Here is a 15,468-nt window from a genome sequence, read left to right as displayed (position 1 = left end):
GTTTTGAGTACAATTTAATTATTTGTTTTATTTGTTGTATTACTATTGAGTTGATTGGTTAATTTATCGATTAGATGATTTTTTTTAGTTCCATCATTTGGAGTAGTTACAAATGACGTTGAAATTGCGTATGAATTCATTCCAAGTTCTTTTAATAAAGAGCTTCCATATTCAATAATTTTTTGCTTTACAATTTTTACATTTTCAAATTTACAAAATGGTAAAACTACAAGAAAATATTTTGATCCATAGGGTGTAAAAAAATCTGTTTCAAAAAACAATTTTTCAAATTTTTTATAAATAATATTTTGTGCTTTGTAGTATTCTTCTAAATTTTCTTCTAAACCACTAATATTGTTGTAAAAAGTAAATAGTCCAATGCTTAGAGGATAATTTCCCTTTGAGGACTTTAATAATTCGGTTTCTAAATAAGAATTAAAATCAATTTTTCTTTCTGGTGTTTTTATATGGTTTTTATGTGACATATTTTTTTTCAGTCTGTTTATAAGAGTTTCATCATCAAATGGTTTTAAGATGTAATCACTCACGCCGAGTTTAATTCCACGAACAAAACTTTTTTTTGTATTTAGAGAAGTTAGAATGATAATTGGAAGAAATGGATGTTCTTTTTTTAAGGTTTCTATTAATTCAAAACCATTATCTTTTTCTAGTAAAACGTCAATAATAACTAAATCTAGCGTTTCTATTAATGAATTTGCTTTATTAAGTGCTTGCATATAATTAGAAGCTTCATATATGCCAATATTTAATTTATGTGCTATTTCTTTAATCCTATATGATGAAGGTGTCTTGTCAATTAAAAGAATATTACTCATATTTTCACCGCCTTTTACTCTATATATAGTATATTCCCTAAAATCTTGATAATAATCTCCAATGTACAATTAATTGATAAATTTATTAATAATATGATGTAAAATATAAAGGTTTAAAAAAAAATGAATAGAATAATATAAAAGGGTATTAATAAAGTAAGATAATGAATTTAAGTTATTTACAGTCTATTATAAAAAGAGGTGAATTTATGGAGAGTTCGAAAAGAGTTAAAGTTATATTTACACTAATATTTTTAGTATTATTTATTTTTGTGTCATTTACTAAGCCGATAATTGGATTGATTACGAATTATTTGTGGTTTTCTTCAGTTAATTACAAAGAGTTATTTACAGTACAACTCTTTACAAAAGTTAAGATTTTCATACCAGTATTTTTTCTTATATCTTTAGTTGTTTTTATTTATCTAAAATCATTAGTAAAGAATTATTTTCATTTTGTTGAAAAACCTTTAGAGAATGAATTTAAGAGAAATAAACTTATTTCATTAGTATTTTCAATTGTTTTTGGATTTATGTATTCTTTAAACTTTACAAGTTTACTGTGGATGAAAATTTTGATGCAACTAAATAAATTTAACTTTGGTTACCAAGATCCAATTTTCCACAATGATGTTTCATTTTATATCTACACATATCCACTTATGAGAAGTGTACTTGATGCAGTTTTTATGTTAGCATTTTGGCTTCTTGTAACTACAGTTATGGCATATTTAATACTTATAAGATTTTACCCGCCTTCGAAGGATAATATAGTGTACTTAAATCCTAGAAATAATGTTAGTTTTTCTTCAATTGCTAATAAAAAAGTATATTCTTATATGATTACTAAAGTTACTGTTATTGGTTCTATGATATTTGTGTTATTTGCACTTAGCTATTATTTAAAGACTTATGAACTTTTGTTTTCATCAAGAGGAGTCGCATATGGTGCAAGTTATACTGATATAAATGTTACACTTGTTAGTTATAGAATTCAAATGGTGATTGCCCTAGTATCATCAGTAGGAATTTATATAGGATTTAAAAGAAGGAGCTTAAAACTTTCTTTAGTTGGTCCAGTATTATTCTTAGCAGTAACCTTAATAACTGGTGGTAGTGCTATGTTTATACAAAAATTTGTTGTAGAACCTGATGAAATTTCAAAAGAAACAAAATTTTTAGAGTATAATATTGAAAATACTCAAAGAGCATATAATTTAGATAAAGTTGTGGAAAAAGAATTTCCTGTTGATCAAGATTTGACAAAAAAAGATATCGAAGAAAATAGTGAAATCGTTGATAATATTAGAATTAATGATTATAGACCACTTAAACAAACTTACAATCAAATTCAAGGAATTAGACTTTATTACAAATTTAATGATATTGATATTGATAGGTATCAGATTGATGGAAAATATACTGAAGTATTTATATCTGCAAGAGAGATGGAGCAAAATAGTTTAGACGAAAAAGCTCAAACTTGGCTCAATAAACATCTTATCTATACGCATGGATATGGTGCGGTTGTATCTCCAGTAAATAAGATTACTCAAAACGGTCAGCCCGAACTATTGGTTAAAAATTTACCTCCAACTACCAATACAGATTTAAAAATTGAAAGACCAGAACTTTATTTTGGAGAACTCAATAATGATTATATTGTAGTTAAGACTGGAGAAGAAGAATTTGATTATCCAAGTGGTTCTGATAATAAAAGAACCATATTTAATAGTGATAGAGGAATACCACTTGCTGGAATAAACAAGTTGTTATTTTCAATCGAAGAGAATAGTTTGAAAATGCTTTTATCTAATAATATTACAAAAGACTCAAAGATTATTATTCATAGAAATATAGTAGATAGACTTAAAACATTAACACCTTTTATTCAATATGATGAAAATCCATATTTAGTTATAAATAAAGAAGATGGAAAATTGTACTGGATAGCTGATGGTTATACTACAAGTACAATGCATCCTTATTCCCAACCTTATGTTACTAAATTTGGAAGAGCAAATTACATTAGGAATTCAGTTAAGGCGGTAGTTGATGCGTATTCTGGTGAAGTTAATCTATATGTATTTGATAAAAATGATCCGCTTATTAAGACGTATTCAAAAATATTTAAGAATTCATTTAAAGACAAATCTGAAATGGATAAGTATTTGTTTGCTCATGTAAAATATCCACAAGATTTATTTGAACTTCAAGCTAGAGTTTATAAATCTTATCATGTAAATAACCCAACTGTTTTTTATAATGGTGAAGATGTATGGGATATTGCAACAGAAAAATATATGAGCGAAGTTCAAGATGTTGAATCAAATTATTTGATGTTTAAACTTCCTGATAGTAAAAAACTTGAATTTCTTTTATCGATCCCGTTTACGCCAAAAGAAAAAGCTAATATGAATTCACTTTTGATAGCAAGGAATGACGGCGATAATTATGGAAAGATTGTAATGTATAGATTTCCAAAAGATAAGAATGTTCAAGGACCTATGATGATTGAATCTAGAATTGATCAAAATTCAGAGATTTCACCACAATTAACTTTATGGGGTCAACAAGGTTCATCTGTACTAAGAGGCAATATTTTGGTTATACCAATAAACAATTCTTTGTTATATATTGAACCGATATATTTACAAGCAGATAACTCAAATAATTTACCTGAACTTAAAAGAGTTATTATTGCATATAAAGAAAAAATAGTTATGGAAGATACTTTAGAAAAAGCAATAGATAGTATGTTTAGTATTAACAAGTTTGATAGCTCAAGTTCACAGACAGATTATACCAATACAGATACGACTACTAGTGTAATTAGTGATGCCTCATTGAATGAACTATTAATACAAGTCGAGCAAGCTTTAAATCAATCAAAAGGTGATATTGATAAGCTCGAAGAATTAATTAATGTGATTAAATCAAAAATTAAATAACAAATTAATATAACTAATAAAGAGTAGCTACGGCTACTCTTTATTAGTTATATACAAAAATAATTATTTAGTAAAATAGTGTAGCATATTAATTAAATATAGTGTACAATATCGTCTAGGGACTAAAGAAGTCCCAGTAAAAGCGGAGGTGCATTGTGAATAAACTTGGTATTAATGGAATGGGTAGAATAGGTAAATTAGTACTTTGGAACAATTTAATGAATGAAGAATTTGAAGAATTTGTCGTTAATATTGGAAGGAAAACTGGCAATTCAATTGATGCCTTTATTAATTTTATTATGACAGATTCGACGTATGGTTTTTTAGATAGATTTCTATATGGATATTCAGGCAAAACTGTAAATTTAGAAAAAATTGATGAATTTTCATTTAAAATTAACGATAAGCTCATACGAATTTTAGTGACTGATAGAAATCCTAAAGATATAAACTGGAAAAAATACAAAGTTAAGCTTGTTGTAGATTGTACGGGCGTTTTTCTTGATCCAAGTAAAAATTCTAGTGAACCAAAAGGATCTATAAGGGGACATCTTGATTCAGGAGCTGAATTAGTAATTTGTAGCGCACCATTTAAAACAAAAGAGAAGTTTCCAATAGATACTACGATGACTGTTTTTGGAATTAATCATACGGACATAGACTTTGATAAACATAAAATCATTTCATCTGCAAGCTGTACTACTACTGCGCTTTCACATATGATGAAACCGCTTTTAGATAATATTGAAACTTCTAAAATCATTACAGCTTCAATGAGTACGATTCATGCAGCTACTAATAATCAAACAATTTTAGATTCTCTTCCTAAGAGCGGAAGTGTTGATTTAAGAAGAAATAGATCTGTGTTTAATAACATTATTATTACGTCTACTGGTGCGGCAAAAGCACTTGAGTATGTACTTCCAGAAATTAAAAAAATCGGATTTATGGCGGATTCTGTACGTATTCCAAGCAATACAGTTTCATTAGTTACACTAAATTTAACATTTAAGACTTCTCTAGATACAAGTGGAAATCCTGTTATTAACAATGAATATTTAAATGATATCTATAAATCTGCTAGCGAAAATTCTAATCACAAGTTGCTTGAATTTTCGAGTATTCAAAATGTTTCGTCTGATTTTAAAGGGAAAAGAGCTTCAGTAGTAATTGAAGGATATGAAACACATACAAAAACTGGATTTTTATCACTACCAAATTCTATGCTTTTTGAAAGTGGGGTTGCAGGAAAAATTGAACTTCCTGTTACTCATGCTAAAATATTTGGTTGGTATGATAATGAATTTGGAAATTATGTTAATTCATTAAGTGAATTAATAAAATATTCAATAAAGAATATAAAATAGAAAAAAGGCAGTAAAACAATATTAAATTAAGATAAATTGTTTTATTGCTTTTTTATTGGAGGTATTTAATTATTATCTATTTTTACGTTATTGTTAAGAATATCCTTAATGATATCATAGCTTGTTTTATGTAGCATAGGAACTATATCTTTAGACCATGAAAAAAGTCTTAGACACTGAATTAGAAGAAAAAATTCAAAATGTTTTTTAAAATTAGTAGGCAGGGAATAAACTGATTTGTAGCCTTGAAAAAATGAATTTTCGTATGTTTTGTCAAAATGAAATTGATTTATGTACATAAAGCAAAAATCGATTGTACGATCCATATACATACTTCTTTCAAAATCAAGAATAGCTGAAATCTTCCATGTGCCATTTGTTTTAGCGATTAATACATTTCGACCATCATAATCATTATGGCAGAAACTATAATTAGATTTAATATCGAGTATATCCAAATTTGCATAATAATAATTAATGGCACTACTAATAATATTAGAATTAAGATTATTAGTTATGATATTTTCAATAAAATCATTATTTTGTTTTTCAAAATAAGCTTTGCAAGAAGTTTGAGTTGTTAAATTAGTGGTATCTTTAAAATACCTACAGTCTTTAGAAGAAGAATGTTTATGGAGCCTAGCTAAAAATTTGCCCATATCATAGTAAATATCTTTTAAATTATTATGATTGATAAATTTTGCAAATTTAGCTAAGGGGAATCCTTCTATACGATTCATTAAAAGCCATTCTCTATCATCTTCGATAAATCCAGTTTCGATTATAGAAGGTGTAGGAATGTCAATAAATTTAGTTTCTCTTAAGGCAAGAATTTCATTTTCAGCGACTTCTTTTTTATAATAAAATTTAAAAACGAATGAATTATTTGTTGTATTTATTCTATAAACTAAGTGACGATTTAGTTCGTGATTGCCAATAGGCATAACTTCACACTTTTCGCCAATTATATTGGTTATAAAAATTTTCATTTCTTTTCTAGAGTATCGTTTAACATTCAAAGTAATCACTCGCTTTTGATATATTTTCTTATAAAAATATTATAGTATAAATGAAATTAATTAGACAGTATTTTCTGAAAATTTAATAGTATAATTATTAATTTATATTTTTATTATTATTAAAATAAGTGTTGATATTTTAACAAAAAAATGTTTGAATAAGTATGTAAGTTATAGCATATAATTTTGGGAGGTTCTTATGAAAAGGATGTTGATTTTAGGGTCAACTGGTTTAGTAGGAAATGCACTATGTAATGAGTTTAAAAACGACTATTACGTATATGGAACATATAAAAGTGGTAAAATTAATGATGATAACAAGTATAAAGTTGATTTAAAAGATTCAGAGGGATTAAAAGAATTATTAAATGAAATTAAACCAGATATAATAATTTCCTCAATTAGGGGTAATTATAGAGAACAAATAGAATTTCATTCAATATCTGCAAATTATATTCAAGAGAATGGTGGAAAATATTATTTTATTTCAACTGCAAATGTTTTTGATAATTTAAAAGATAGACCACATTATGAAATTGATATTCCAAAATCTGAAACAAAATATGGTAAATTTAAAATTGACTGCGAAAGAGAATTGAAAAATATTTTAGGTGATAAATTAACTATTTTTAGATTACCAATTGTTTGGGGAGAAACTTCTCCTAGAATGAAAGATTTAAAAGATTCACTTGAAAATGGGAAAAAAATTATTGTATATAATAATTTATTTATAAATAATACATTGGATATTTCTTTAGCAAAACAAATAAGATATGTTGTTGATAATAAATATACTGGTATTTTTCATATTTGTAATGATGATTTAATAGCTCATTCTGAATTTATAATGAAATTAGTTGAATCCTTAGGATATAAAGATGTAGACTATTCAGTTGAACAATTAGAAAAAGTTGATGAATATAATTTTGGTCTTTTATCTTGTAGAAAGGAAATTCCAGAAGAGTTGAAACCTACAAATGAAGAAATAATAGAAATGCTTTCAGGAAAGTGAATTCATTGGTTTCATAGTGAGTTTTACTAGTTATGAAGCTAGAAAACTAAGGAATCGAAAAAAAGGAGCTGTATATGAGTAAAAATATTGAATGGTTAAATTCTAAGAAAATTGAAAAAACGATTGATAATTTTAGAAAAAATAATATGGATGCTTTTTTTGTTCGAGATGAAACTGAATTAATTAATAAAATAGATAGTTTTATTAAAGATAATATGAAGGTATCACTTGGTGGTTCAATGACTTTATTTGAAACAGGAGTGATTGACTATTTAAGACATAAAAATATTAATTTTTTAGATAGATATAAAGAAGGATTAACTGGGGAAGATATTAAAAAAATATACTTTGAAAGTTTTGACACTGATGTGTATTTTTCAAGTAGTAATGCCATTACTGAAAATGGTGAGCTTTATAATGTTGATGGAAATGGAAATAGAGTTGCAGCTATGATATATGGCCCCAAAAAAGTAATTGTTGTAGTCGGAATAAATAAATTAGTTAAAAACCTAGACGACGCAATAAAAAGAAATAAAGAAATATCAGCTCCAGCTAATGCAAAAAGGTTAAGTAGAAATACACCATGTGCTAAAACTGGATACTGCGTCGATTGCTCAAGTAAAGACAGAATATGCAACGATTACGTAGTAATAAAAAAACAAGCAAATAAAGATAGAATAAAAGTAATAATCGTAAATAAAACATTAGGATACTAATAAATAAAATGCGCCTAGCGGCCGATCCTGACGCTGAAGTATATTGCATTTAAAAGGTAAAAAAATACTAAAAATAAAATGCGCCTAGTGGCTAATTCTGACGCTGAAGCACATTGCAGATAAAAGGTAAAAAAAATACTATATATAAAATGCGCCTCGTGGCTGATCCTGACGCTGAAGTACATTGCATTAAAAGGTAAAAAAAATACTATATATAAAATGCGCCTCGCGACCGATCCTGACGCTGAAATACATTGCAGTTAAAAGGTAAAAAATACTATAAATAAAACGCATCTAGTGGGTACTCCTGACGCTGAAGCACATTGCAGTTAAAAGGTAAAAAAAATACTATATATAAAATGCGCCTCGCGGCTGATCTTGACGCTGAAGCATTTTATATATAGTATTTTTTTCTCTTGATTATTTTGTATTTTAGTTGTACAATATATTAAGAAAAGAAAACATTTTTAAATTAAAACAAAATATTTCAACGCAAATAAATTGTTTTAATAAAATGTTGTTTTTTCTAAATGAAAAAAAGCTAATAAAACGAAGGTTTTGTTTGGGGGAACATCTCTTTTGTGTTTAATGGTATTATATGTAGAAATCTTTTAACAGAAGAATCAGCTTATGCTGATTCTTTTGGTTTTTGAGAAAGTATATACTGTATTTGATAGGAGTTTGTTATATATTCATATTTAGTTAATAAATATATGATATATTGTATTATATGGAAAAGGTTATGCGTGTTTGTATTTGCCTTAATAAAAATTAAGTATCAAACTGAGGTGATTTTATGGAAAAATGTTCTGTATGTAAGAAAAATATAGCGGTAGTTTATACTACTGTAATTGAAGATGGTAAAAAAATAAGTAAACCATTATGTTTTGATTGTGCAAAAAAAATGGGGATACCTATTATGGATGAAATGATGAAACAGATGAAAGTAGATCCTGACGATCTTGAAAATATTTCTAGTCAAATGAGTAAGATATTTGAAGATATGAATTTGTCGGATTCAGATGAGGATCCACTTTCTCAAATGATGAATTTAGCAATGGGTGGAGATGATTTTGAAATATTAGATAAAAAAGAAATGCAAAAAGAAACAAAAGAAAAAATTGAAGATGTAAAAGAAGATACAAGAGATGAAAAAATTAAAAAAGCTAAAAAGAAGAAACTTAAAAATTTAGAGAAGTTTGGTTCAAATTTAATTGATAAAGCTAGGGAAAATAAAATCGATAAAGTTATTGGAAGAAAAAAAGAAATTGATAGAGTTATTCAAATACTAAATAGGAGAAGTAAAAATAATCCTGTTTTAATTGGTGAACCAGGGGTTGGTAAAACAGCAATTGCGGAAGGATTAGCTCTAAGGATAGTAGAAAAAAAAGTACCTATTAAACTACTAAATACTGAAGTTTATTTGCTTGATATGACTTCAATTGTAGCTGGAACACAGTTTAGAGGTCAATTTGAAGGTAGAATGAATGCGATTATTAAAGAGGCAAAGATTCATGGGAATGTAATTTTAGTAATAGACGAAGTTCATAATATTATGGGTGCTGGAGAAGTACATGGTGGTGTTATGAATGCTGCAAATATATTAAAACCAGCTCTTGCAAAAGGTGAAGTACAAATAATTGGAGCTACAACTATTGATGAATATAGAAAACATATAGAAAAAGATGCAGCTTTAGAAAGAAGATTTCAGCCTGTTATGGTTGATGAACCAACAATTGAAGAGTCTATTGAGATATTAAAAGGAATAAAATCATATTATGAAGATTTTCATAAAGTTAAAATAAGTGACATTGTAATTGAAGAAGCTGTTAGAATGTCAGAAAAATATATAACAGATAGATTTTTGCCAGATAAGGCTATTGACGTTATAGATGAAGCTGGTTCAAGATTGAATTTGAAAAACACTTCATTAGTAGAATATGAGAATTTGAAAAATGAAATAAAAAAAATTGCTGAAGAAAAAGAAATTGCTTCTTTACACGAAGAGTTTGAGAGAGCTGCTGAGTTAAAAGTACACGAAATTCATCTTCAGGAAAAATTAAATGAATGTAAAATGATTAATGAACATCTTGAACTTACAACAGAAGATGTTGCTTACGTTATTGAGGCATGGACTAAAATTCCTGTTGGAAAACTTACAGAAGAAGAATCCATAAAACTCATTGATTTAGAAAATAGGCTTCATAAAAGAGTTATTGGACAAAATAAAGCAGTTAGTGCTTTATCAAAAGCAATTAGAAGAAATAGGTCTGGTTTTAGAAAGAAAAAGAAACCGTCTTCTTTTATCTTTGTTGGTCCTACTGGAGTAGGAAAAACTGAACTTGCCAGAACTTTAGCAAATGAACTTTTTGGATCAGAAGACGCTCTTATTAGGATGGATATGAGTGAGTACTCAGAAAAACATACTATATCAAAATTAATTGGATCACCTCCAGGATATGTTGGTTACGAAAATGGTGGACAATTAACTGAAAAAATAAGAAGAAGACCTTATTCGGTAATTCTTTTAGATGAAATTGAAAAAGCTCATTCTGATGTATTTAATGTATTACTACAAATACTTGAAGATGGAAGACTGACTGATGGTCAAGGAAGGACTGTATTCTTTGAAAATGCGGTTATAATTATGACATCTAATGCAGGAACGGATATAAAAGCGAATGGAATTGGATTTGAAAGTAATAATTACGAAAAGCTTGAAAAAAAAGTATTATCAGCTTTAAATCAGTATTTTAGACCAGAATTTTTGAATCGCGTAGATGATGTAGTCGTATTTAATCATTTAAGTAGGAAAGAGCTAGAACTAATCGCTGATTTACTCATTGAAGAAGTTGAAGAAGAAGTTAAAGAAAAAGGTATGAGTTTAAGTGTGGATAGTGCTTCGAAAGAATTCCTTATTAAAGAAGGTTATGATGAAAAATATGGAGCAAGACCTCTTAGACGAACAATTCAAAAATATATTGAAGATGAAATTGCAGAATTGTTTATAAAAAAAGAAGTTATAAAGGGAAATTTAATAAAAGTAGTTTTTAAGGACGGAAAAATTTGTGTGGAAAAATAAATTAATAGATTAGCCACAGCATATTAAAAACTGTTAAAGAGTTATTTAGTATTTTTAGAATTTGATTTTAAATCAAATGAATTAATACTAGATAACTCTTTATTTGTTTTACTATAATTTTCCATCCCAATTTAAAAAAGTATTTGGATCTAAGTTAGTCTTATAGTAGGATGTAGTAAAATGGAGATGAGGTCCTGTTGAAAAACCTGTTGTACCAACTGTGCCGATTATTTCCCCTTTTTTCACCATTTCATTTTTATTATAATTTAGTGAATCCATATGAAAATAAACACTAAAAATACCAAGTCCGTGGTCTATTACAACGGTATTTCCAGTCATTATAAGCTTTTGACTTAATACAATTTTACCAGAATTAGTCGCAAGAACTGGAGTACCTCTTGGAACTGCAATATCTATCCCTGAATGTCTATATGAAGTTAATGTTCCATTTACATAGCGCATCATTCCAAATTCGGTTGAAATTCTACCAACGCATGGCCAAATGAATTTTCCTTGCCAAAGTTTTTTATTTATGCTCTTCTCTCTTGAAGGTGAGAAAATTTTTGCGTACTGGCTATAGGCTTCGGGATTTTTTGTTGACGAAGCAACAGTTTTATCAATTGTTAAGTATTGCTTATCAAATTTCTTATTAAGAATATCAAGGGTTTTGTTCGAAATAGGAATTACATTATTATTTTTTTTTATAGAAAATTTTACTTTATATGTTCCTTTTTTTACCCAATAATTTAATGGAATAATTGAATACCACGCATCATCAATTTTCCAGTATTTAATATTATCAATAATATTCTGCTCTAGTATAGGTGTTTCGTTATAATTCAAATTTAGCATTTTAATTATAAAAAAATCACCTTGTTTTTCTGTTGAATTTATCACTTCAAGTTTTGGTTTTAAATCAACATTCACTTTAAAAGTCCAATCTTTCTCCCCGTAAAAATCACTATCTGTGTTTTTTTCCCATATAGCTTTAATTGTATAATTTATGGTGCTTTCAATTTTTAAAGGTATGTAAATATTTTCATTTAATTTTTGTTGTTCATTATTAGTATATACTTCAAAATGACTAGGTTTCGGCGAAATATTTATTTTCAAATTTTCGGATTCTATTAAGTTTAATACAGGATCCATAATAATATTGCTATCTAAGTTTGTTGAAGTATTGATATTACTGATTTTGTACCATTTACTATTAATTTTTTTATAGAACAAATTACTTTTAGCTGAATGCGGTACTATTGAACTTTTAGCGCTGTGAATTATTATGCTAGGATTGATATTATTAGGGTATAAATCACTAAATTCATCATAGTTTAGAAGTAGTTTTGAGTATTCTCTTGGAATTATATATTGTTTATTATTATATAAAAAATATAATTCTTTTTTATCTATATCAGAATAAAAGTTTAAATTTTTCTTAGTTTTATTTTTATCTATAAATTCAAATATAATTTCTTTATTATATTTGATTGGTTTAGTATAAGTAACTGATTTATTTATTGAATCACATAATACTTTGTAGAGAAGGTCAGTATTGTTTATTGTAAAGATATTTTTCGAGTTTTCGTATGTATTAATCTGTAAGGTGGAAAACGAATTTACTATTTTTGTTTTTGATCTGTAATAATTAAGTCCAAAAATTGATGTAGCAATTGTAATAATTATTGTAATTAATACTAATTTTTTTTTCATAAAGACTCCTTTGAAAATTTCTAGTTAAAAGTGATATTTAGATATTTTCTAGATTTATTATTGTTATTGAATTTTTATCAAAATCAATTAATCCATCTTTTTTCATTTTACTAAGCTCTCTAGAAAGCGAAGTTCTTTGTATACCAAATTTTTCAGATAGCTCTTTTTTTGATATATTAAGTATTATTTTGTTTGAGTCTTGTAAGTTTTTTTCGAATTTTAAAAAATCAATTATACAAGCTCTAATTGATTTTCTTGTAACTCTATTGATTACACTAGCTAAGGTGTTTGATCTATCAGAAATTTGATTTAAATATTCAATTAAAAAAATTTTGTTATTTTGACATAAATCAAGTATTTTAGATTTTTCTATTTTAAGTATAGTAGTTTCTTCTTGAGCGATGATTGTCATTGGATAGAAATTTTGTGAAGAAAAAAGAAGGTGTGCACCGAAAAGTTCGTTTTTCTCAAAGTTACTTATTGTAATAATATTTCCATTCTCATCTATATTTTGTACTATAACTTTACCTTCAATGACAATGTCCATTGAGGAGCATAATTCACTTTGAAGATGTATTATTTCGTTTTTATCGTATTTTTTTATAAAAATTGAATTGTTAGATATCATAATTTCCAGATCATCTTTTTTTATTGTCTTAAAAAAATTCAGTTTACTTATTTTTTTAATATATTTCATTTTTTCTCCTATCTAGTTACTGAAGTAACACTTAGTATTCTTTATATAGTATATAATTAATATAAATAAAAGAAAAGAAAAATATATATTACTAAGGAGGTATTATATGAGTTTTAATTATTGGATTATTGGTGTGATTATTCTAGTAATCTCGATTTTAAAAGATAAAACTAGAACAGTAAAATCTATGAAGCTTTCAAGAAATATGATGAAAAATATGATGGGGGAAATAATTGCAATTCTATTTTTGATTGGTCTAATTCTTACTTTAATTCCACCAACTACCATACAAAATTTACTTGGTGGAGACAATTTAATGTTTTCTGTAGTTAGTGCAGCATTACTTGGTAGTATAACTTTAATTCCGGCCTTTGTAGCATTTCCATTAGCAGGGTCACTAGTGAATTCTGGGGCTAGTATTGTTCCAATTGTTGCATTTCTTACTACTCTTACTATGGTAGGTGTTGTAACCTTTTCTTTAGAAAAAAAAGAATTTGGATTTAAGTTTACATTATATAGAAATTTACTTAGTTTTATTTTTGCAATATTAATAGCTATTGTTGTTGGAGGATTGATATAATGAATAAAATTAATTTAAAAAAGCTTAAGAAGAACAAAACTGCAATTTTTGTTTTGTTAGTGTATTTAGTGTTGTTTATTTTTTATCCTGAGAAGGCAAATGCAGCTGTTAAAAATACTTTTTATTATTTAAAAGAATTATTTGAGATTATTCCCTTAATTTTTGTACTTACAATGGTTGTTGATGCATGGGTACCTAAAAAAATTATTTATGATAGACTAGGAGAAAAATCGGGATTTATTGGAGGAATATTTTCTGTTATTTTAGGTAGTATATCTGCTGGACCAATATATGCAGCTTTTCCACTAGTAAAATTATTGTTAAAAAAAGGTGCCAGTATATCAAATGCTGTTATAATACTTAGTGCATGGGCAGTTATTAAAGTTCCTATGCTTGTAAATGAAGCAAAGTTTTTAAGTTTAAAATTTATGGCATTAAGGTGGATATTTACGGTAATTGCTATTCTTATTATGGGCTATTTAATGAATAAAATTGTGACTAAAGAAGAAGTTTTTTTAACATCAGAATACAAAGAATTTGGAGATAATATTGCTCTTATAAATAAAGACGCGTGTGTAGGATGCAAAGTTTGTGTTAAAAATATGCCTGAAGTTTTTTCAATGAAAAATGGTAAAGCTGAAGTTATAGGAATTACGAATGATTTTGATAAGTTAGAGAAAACTGCCAATAAATGTCCTGTAAAAGCTATCGAAATTAACGAAGACTATATGAATAAATGAATTTCTTGGGTTCAGAGGGAGTTTTTACTCCACTGAATCTTAGAAAACATAATCAAGGGCCTTTTTAGAGTTCTTTATTCCCCGCTTTTTAAAGAAGTGGGGAATAAAGAACTCTAAGTCATCGGATAAATCATCTTAAAAAATATATAGTAATACTGGCATAGTTTTGATAAAATATATTAGTAATAGTTTTTTGTTACTAATATATTTTTATAAGGCGGTTTAAAGTGAGAGAAAAAATAATTAATCAAAATATGAGAGTTCATCTTAAATTTAAGAAGAGTTCTTATTTTATTCAATTGGCAATGTTACTTGCTATTTTATATTTTGGATATGCAAAATTAAATGAAAGTCCAGAAAATTTAAAAGTATTTTACATTATACTTATTTCTGTATCTTTCTTAATCTTTCTAAATTCTATTTATAAAGATTATAGAATATCAAAAAATGTTGAAAAAAAAGATTTAGTTATTGTAAAAGAGTTAATTGATTTAAAAAATATCAATAATTTTGCTCGTCTTCCTAAAATAAAATTGATATCTAAAAAAATATCTTTAACTCCATTATATGGACTAGATGTTGCGAAATTTGCAAATAAATCATGTTACCTTGTTTATGATCCCAAAACTAAAACATTAGTTGATATTTACAAAAAATAAGCTTATATTAGCTTATTTTTTTTATAAAGATTTCGAAGTCCTAGAAAAATGTTTAAAAGTGGCGGTTTGTGTATATAATATTAATAGTATTATTTCTAA

Annotated in this window: 12 protein-coding genes; 8 read left to right on the top strand and 4 right to left on the bottom strand. The window is 26.7% G+C overall.

What is annotated here, in order from left to right:
* Positions 1-14: 14 nt before the first annotated feature.
* Entirely contained in the window at positions 15-836 is an 822-nt protein-coding gene (locus AACH12_RS09750) for a response regulator transcription factor (protein ID WP_338535227.1), read from the bottom strand.
* A gap of 164 nt (positions 837-1,000) precedes the next feature.
* Between AACH12_RS09750 and AACH12_RS09745 the strand changes: the two genes are divergently transcribed.
* Together AACH12_RS09745 and AACH12_RS09740 are read left to right on the top strand one after the other, a co-directional pair.
* On the top strand, positions 1,001-3,787 hold the full coding sequence (locus tag AACH12_RS09745) for a UPF0182 family membrane protein (RefSeq protein ID WP_338535226.1): 2,787 nt from the start codon (positions 1,001-1,003) through the stop codon (positions 3,785-3,787).
* Between the two features lie 155 nt (positions 3,788-3,942).
* Positions 3,943-5,154: a glyceraldehyde 3-phosphate dehydrogenase NAD-binding domain-containing protein gene (locus AACH12_RS09740; protein ID WP_338535225.1), complete on the top strand. Its 1,212-nt coding sequence runs from the start codon at positions 3,943-3,945 to the stop codon at positions 5,152-5,154.
* 65 nt (positions 5,155-5,219) lie between these two features.
* Here the strand turns inward: AACH12_RS09740 and AACH12_RS09735 are convergent, their stop codons facing one another.
* Complete coding sequence (locus AACH12_RS09735; RefSeq protein ID WP_338535224.1) at positions 5,220-6,143, bottom strand: aminoglycoside phosphotransferase family protein; 924 nt, start codon at positions 6,141-6,143, stop codon at positions 5,220-5,222.
* Positions 6,144-6,372: 229 nt separating this feature from the next.
* Here AACH12_RS09735 and AACH12_RS09730 point away from each other — a divergent pair, with 229 nt between their 5' ends.
* The 3 genes from AACH12_RS09730 to AACH12_RS09720 all read left to right on the top strand — a co-directional run bounded on the left by AACH12_RS09730 (position 6,373) and on the right by AACH12_RS09720 (position 10,983).
* Positions 6,373-7,185: a sugar nucleotide-binding protein gene (locus AACH12_RS09730; RefSeq protein WP_338535223.1), complete on the top strand. Its 813-nt coding sequence runs from the start codon at positions 6,373-6,375 to the stop codon at positions 7,183-7,185.
* Between the two features lie 74 nt (positions 7,186-7,259).
* The gene (locus AACH12_RS09725; protein WP_338535222.1) at positions 7,260-7,901 is read left to right on the top strand and encodes a lactate utilization protein; all 642 of its coding nucleotides are present in this window, start codon (positions 7,260-7,262) and stop codon (positions 7,899-7,901) included.
* 796 nt (positions 7,902-8,697) lie between these two features.
* Complete coding sequence (locus AACH12_RS09720) at positions 8,698-10,983, top strand: ATP-dependent Clp protease ATP-binding subunit (protein ID WP_338535221.1); 2,286 nt, start codon at positions 8,698-8,700, stop codon at positions 10,981-10,983.
* Between the two features lie 111 nt (positions 10,984-11,094).
* Here AACH12_RS09720 and AACH12_RS09715 read toward each other — a convergent pair whose 3' ends face one another.
* Both AACH12_RS09715 and AACH12_RS09710 read right to left on the bottom strand, forming a co-directional pair.
* The gene (locus tag AACH12_RS09715; RefSeq protein WP_338535220.1) at positions 11,095-12,693 is read right to left on the bottom strand and encodes a M23 family metallopeptidase; all 1,599 of its coding nucleotides are present in this window, start codon (positions 12,691-12,693) and stop codon (positions 11,095-11,097) included.
* 37 nt (positions 12,694-12,730) lie between these two features.
* Positions 12,731-13,390: a Crp/Fnr family transcriptional regulator gene (locus AACH12_RS09710; protein ID WP_338535219.1), complete on the bottom strand. Its 660-nt coding sequence runs from the start codon at positions 13,388-13,390 to the stop codon at positions 12,731-12,733.
* A gap of 106 nt (positions 13,391-13,496) precedes the next feature.
* Between AACH12_RS09710 and AACH12_RS09705 the strand changes: the two genes are divergently transcribed.
* From AACH12_RS09705 to AACH12_RS09695, 3 genes are all read left to right on the top strand, one after another.
* On the top strand, positions 13,497-13,970 hold the full coding sequence (locus AACH12_RS09705; RefSeq protein ID WP_338535218.1) for a permease: 474 nt from the start codon (positions 13,497-13,499) through the stop codon (positions 13,968-13,970).
* Positions 13,970-14,710: a permease gene (locus AACH12_RS09700; protein WP_338535217.1), complete on the top strand. Its 741-nt coding sequence runs from the start codon at positions 13,970-13,972 to the stop codon at positions 14,708-14,710. The genes AACH12_RS09705 and AACH12_RS09700 overlap by 1 nt, the downstream gene beginning before the upstream one ends.
* A gap of 227 nt (positions 14,711-14,937) precedes the next feature.
* Positions 14,938-15,369: a hypothetical protein gene (locus AACH12_RS09695; protein WP_338535216.1), complete on the top strand. Its 432-nt coding sequence runs from the start codon at positions 14,938-14,940 to the stop codon at positions 15,367-15,369.
* The last annotated feature ends 99 nt before the right edge of the window (positions 15,370-15,468 follow it).

Origin of the sequence: Helicovermis profundi, from assembly GCF_033097505.1 — a bacterium.
Taxonomy (GTDB): domain Bacteria; phylum Bacillota; class Clostridia; order Peptostreptococcales; family Acidaminobacteraceae; genus Helicovermis; species Helicovermis profundi.
The sequence above is the reverse complement of the archived record's forward strand: the minus strand, read 5'-3'. Positions and strand labels throughout refer to the sequence as shown.

Bases quoted from the DNA above. Each gene is read 5' to 3' on its own strand.
- AACH12_RS09750 (WP_338535227.1), bottom strand. From the start codon at position 836: ATGAGTAATATTCTTTTAATTGACAAGACACCTTCATCATATAGGATT.
- AACH12_RS09745 (WP_338535226.1), top strand. From the start codon at position 1,001: ATGAATTTAAGTTATTTACAGTCTATTATAAAAAGAGGTGAATTTATG.
- AACH12_RS09735 (WP_338535224.1), bottom strand. From the start codon at position 6,143: ATGAAAATTTTTATAACCAATATAATTGGCGAAAAGTGTGAAGTTATG.
- AACH12_RS09730 (WP_338535223.1), top strand. From the start codon at position 6,373: ATGAAAAGGATGTTGATTTTAGGGTCAACTGGTTTAGTAGGAAATGCA.
- AACH12_RS09725 (WP_338535222.1), top strand. From the start codon at position 7,260: ATGAGTAAAAATATTGAATGGTTAAATTCTAAGAAAATTGAAAAAACG.
- AACH12_RS09720 (WP_338535221.1), top strand. From the start codon at position 8,698: ATGGAAAAATGTTCTGTATGTAAGAAAAATATAGCGGTAGTTTATACT.
- AACH12_RS09715 (WP_338535220.1), bottom strand. From the start codon at position 12,693: ATGAAAAAAAAATTAGTATTAATTACAATAATTATTACAATTGCTACA.
- AACH12_RS09710 (WP_338535219.1), bottom strand. From the start codon at position 13,390: ATGAAATATATTAAAAAAATAAGTAAACTGAATTTTTTTAAGACAATA.
- AACH12_RS09705 (WP_338535218.1), top strand. From the start codon at position 13,497: ATGAGTTTTAATTATTGGATTATTGGTGTGATTATTCTAGTAATCTCG.
- AACH12_RS09700 (WP_338535217.1), top strand. From the start codon at position 13,970: ATGAATAAAATTAATTTAAAAAAGCTTAAGAAGAACAAAACTGCAATT.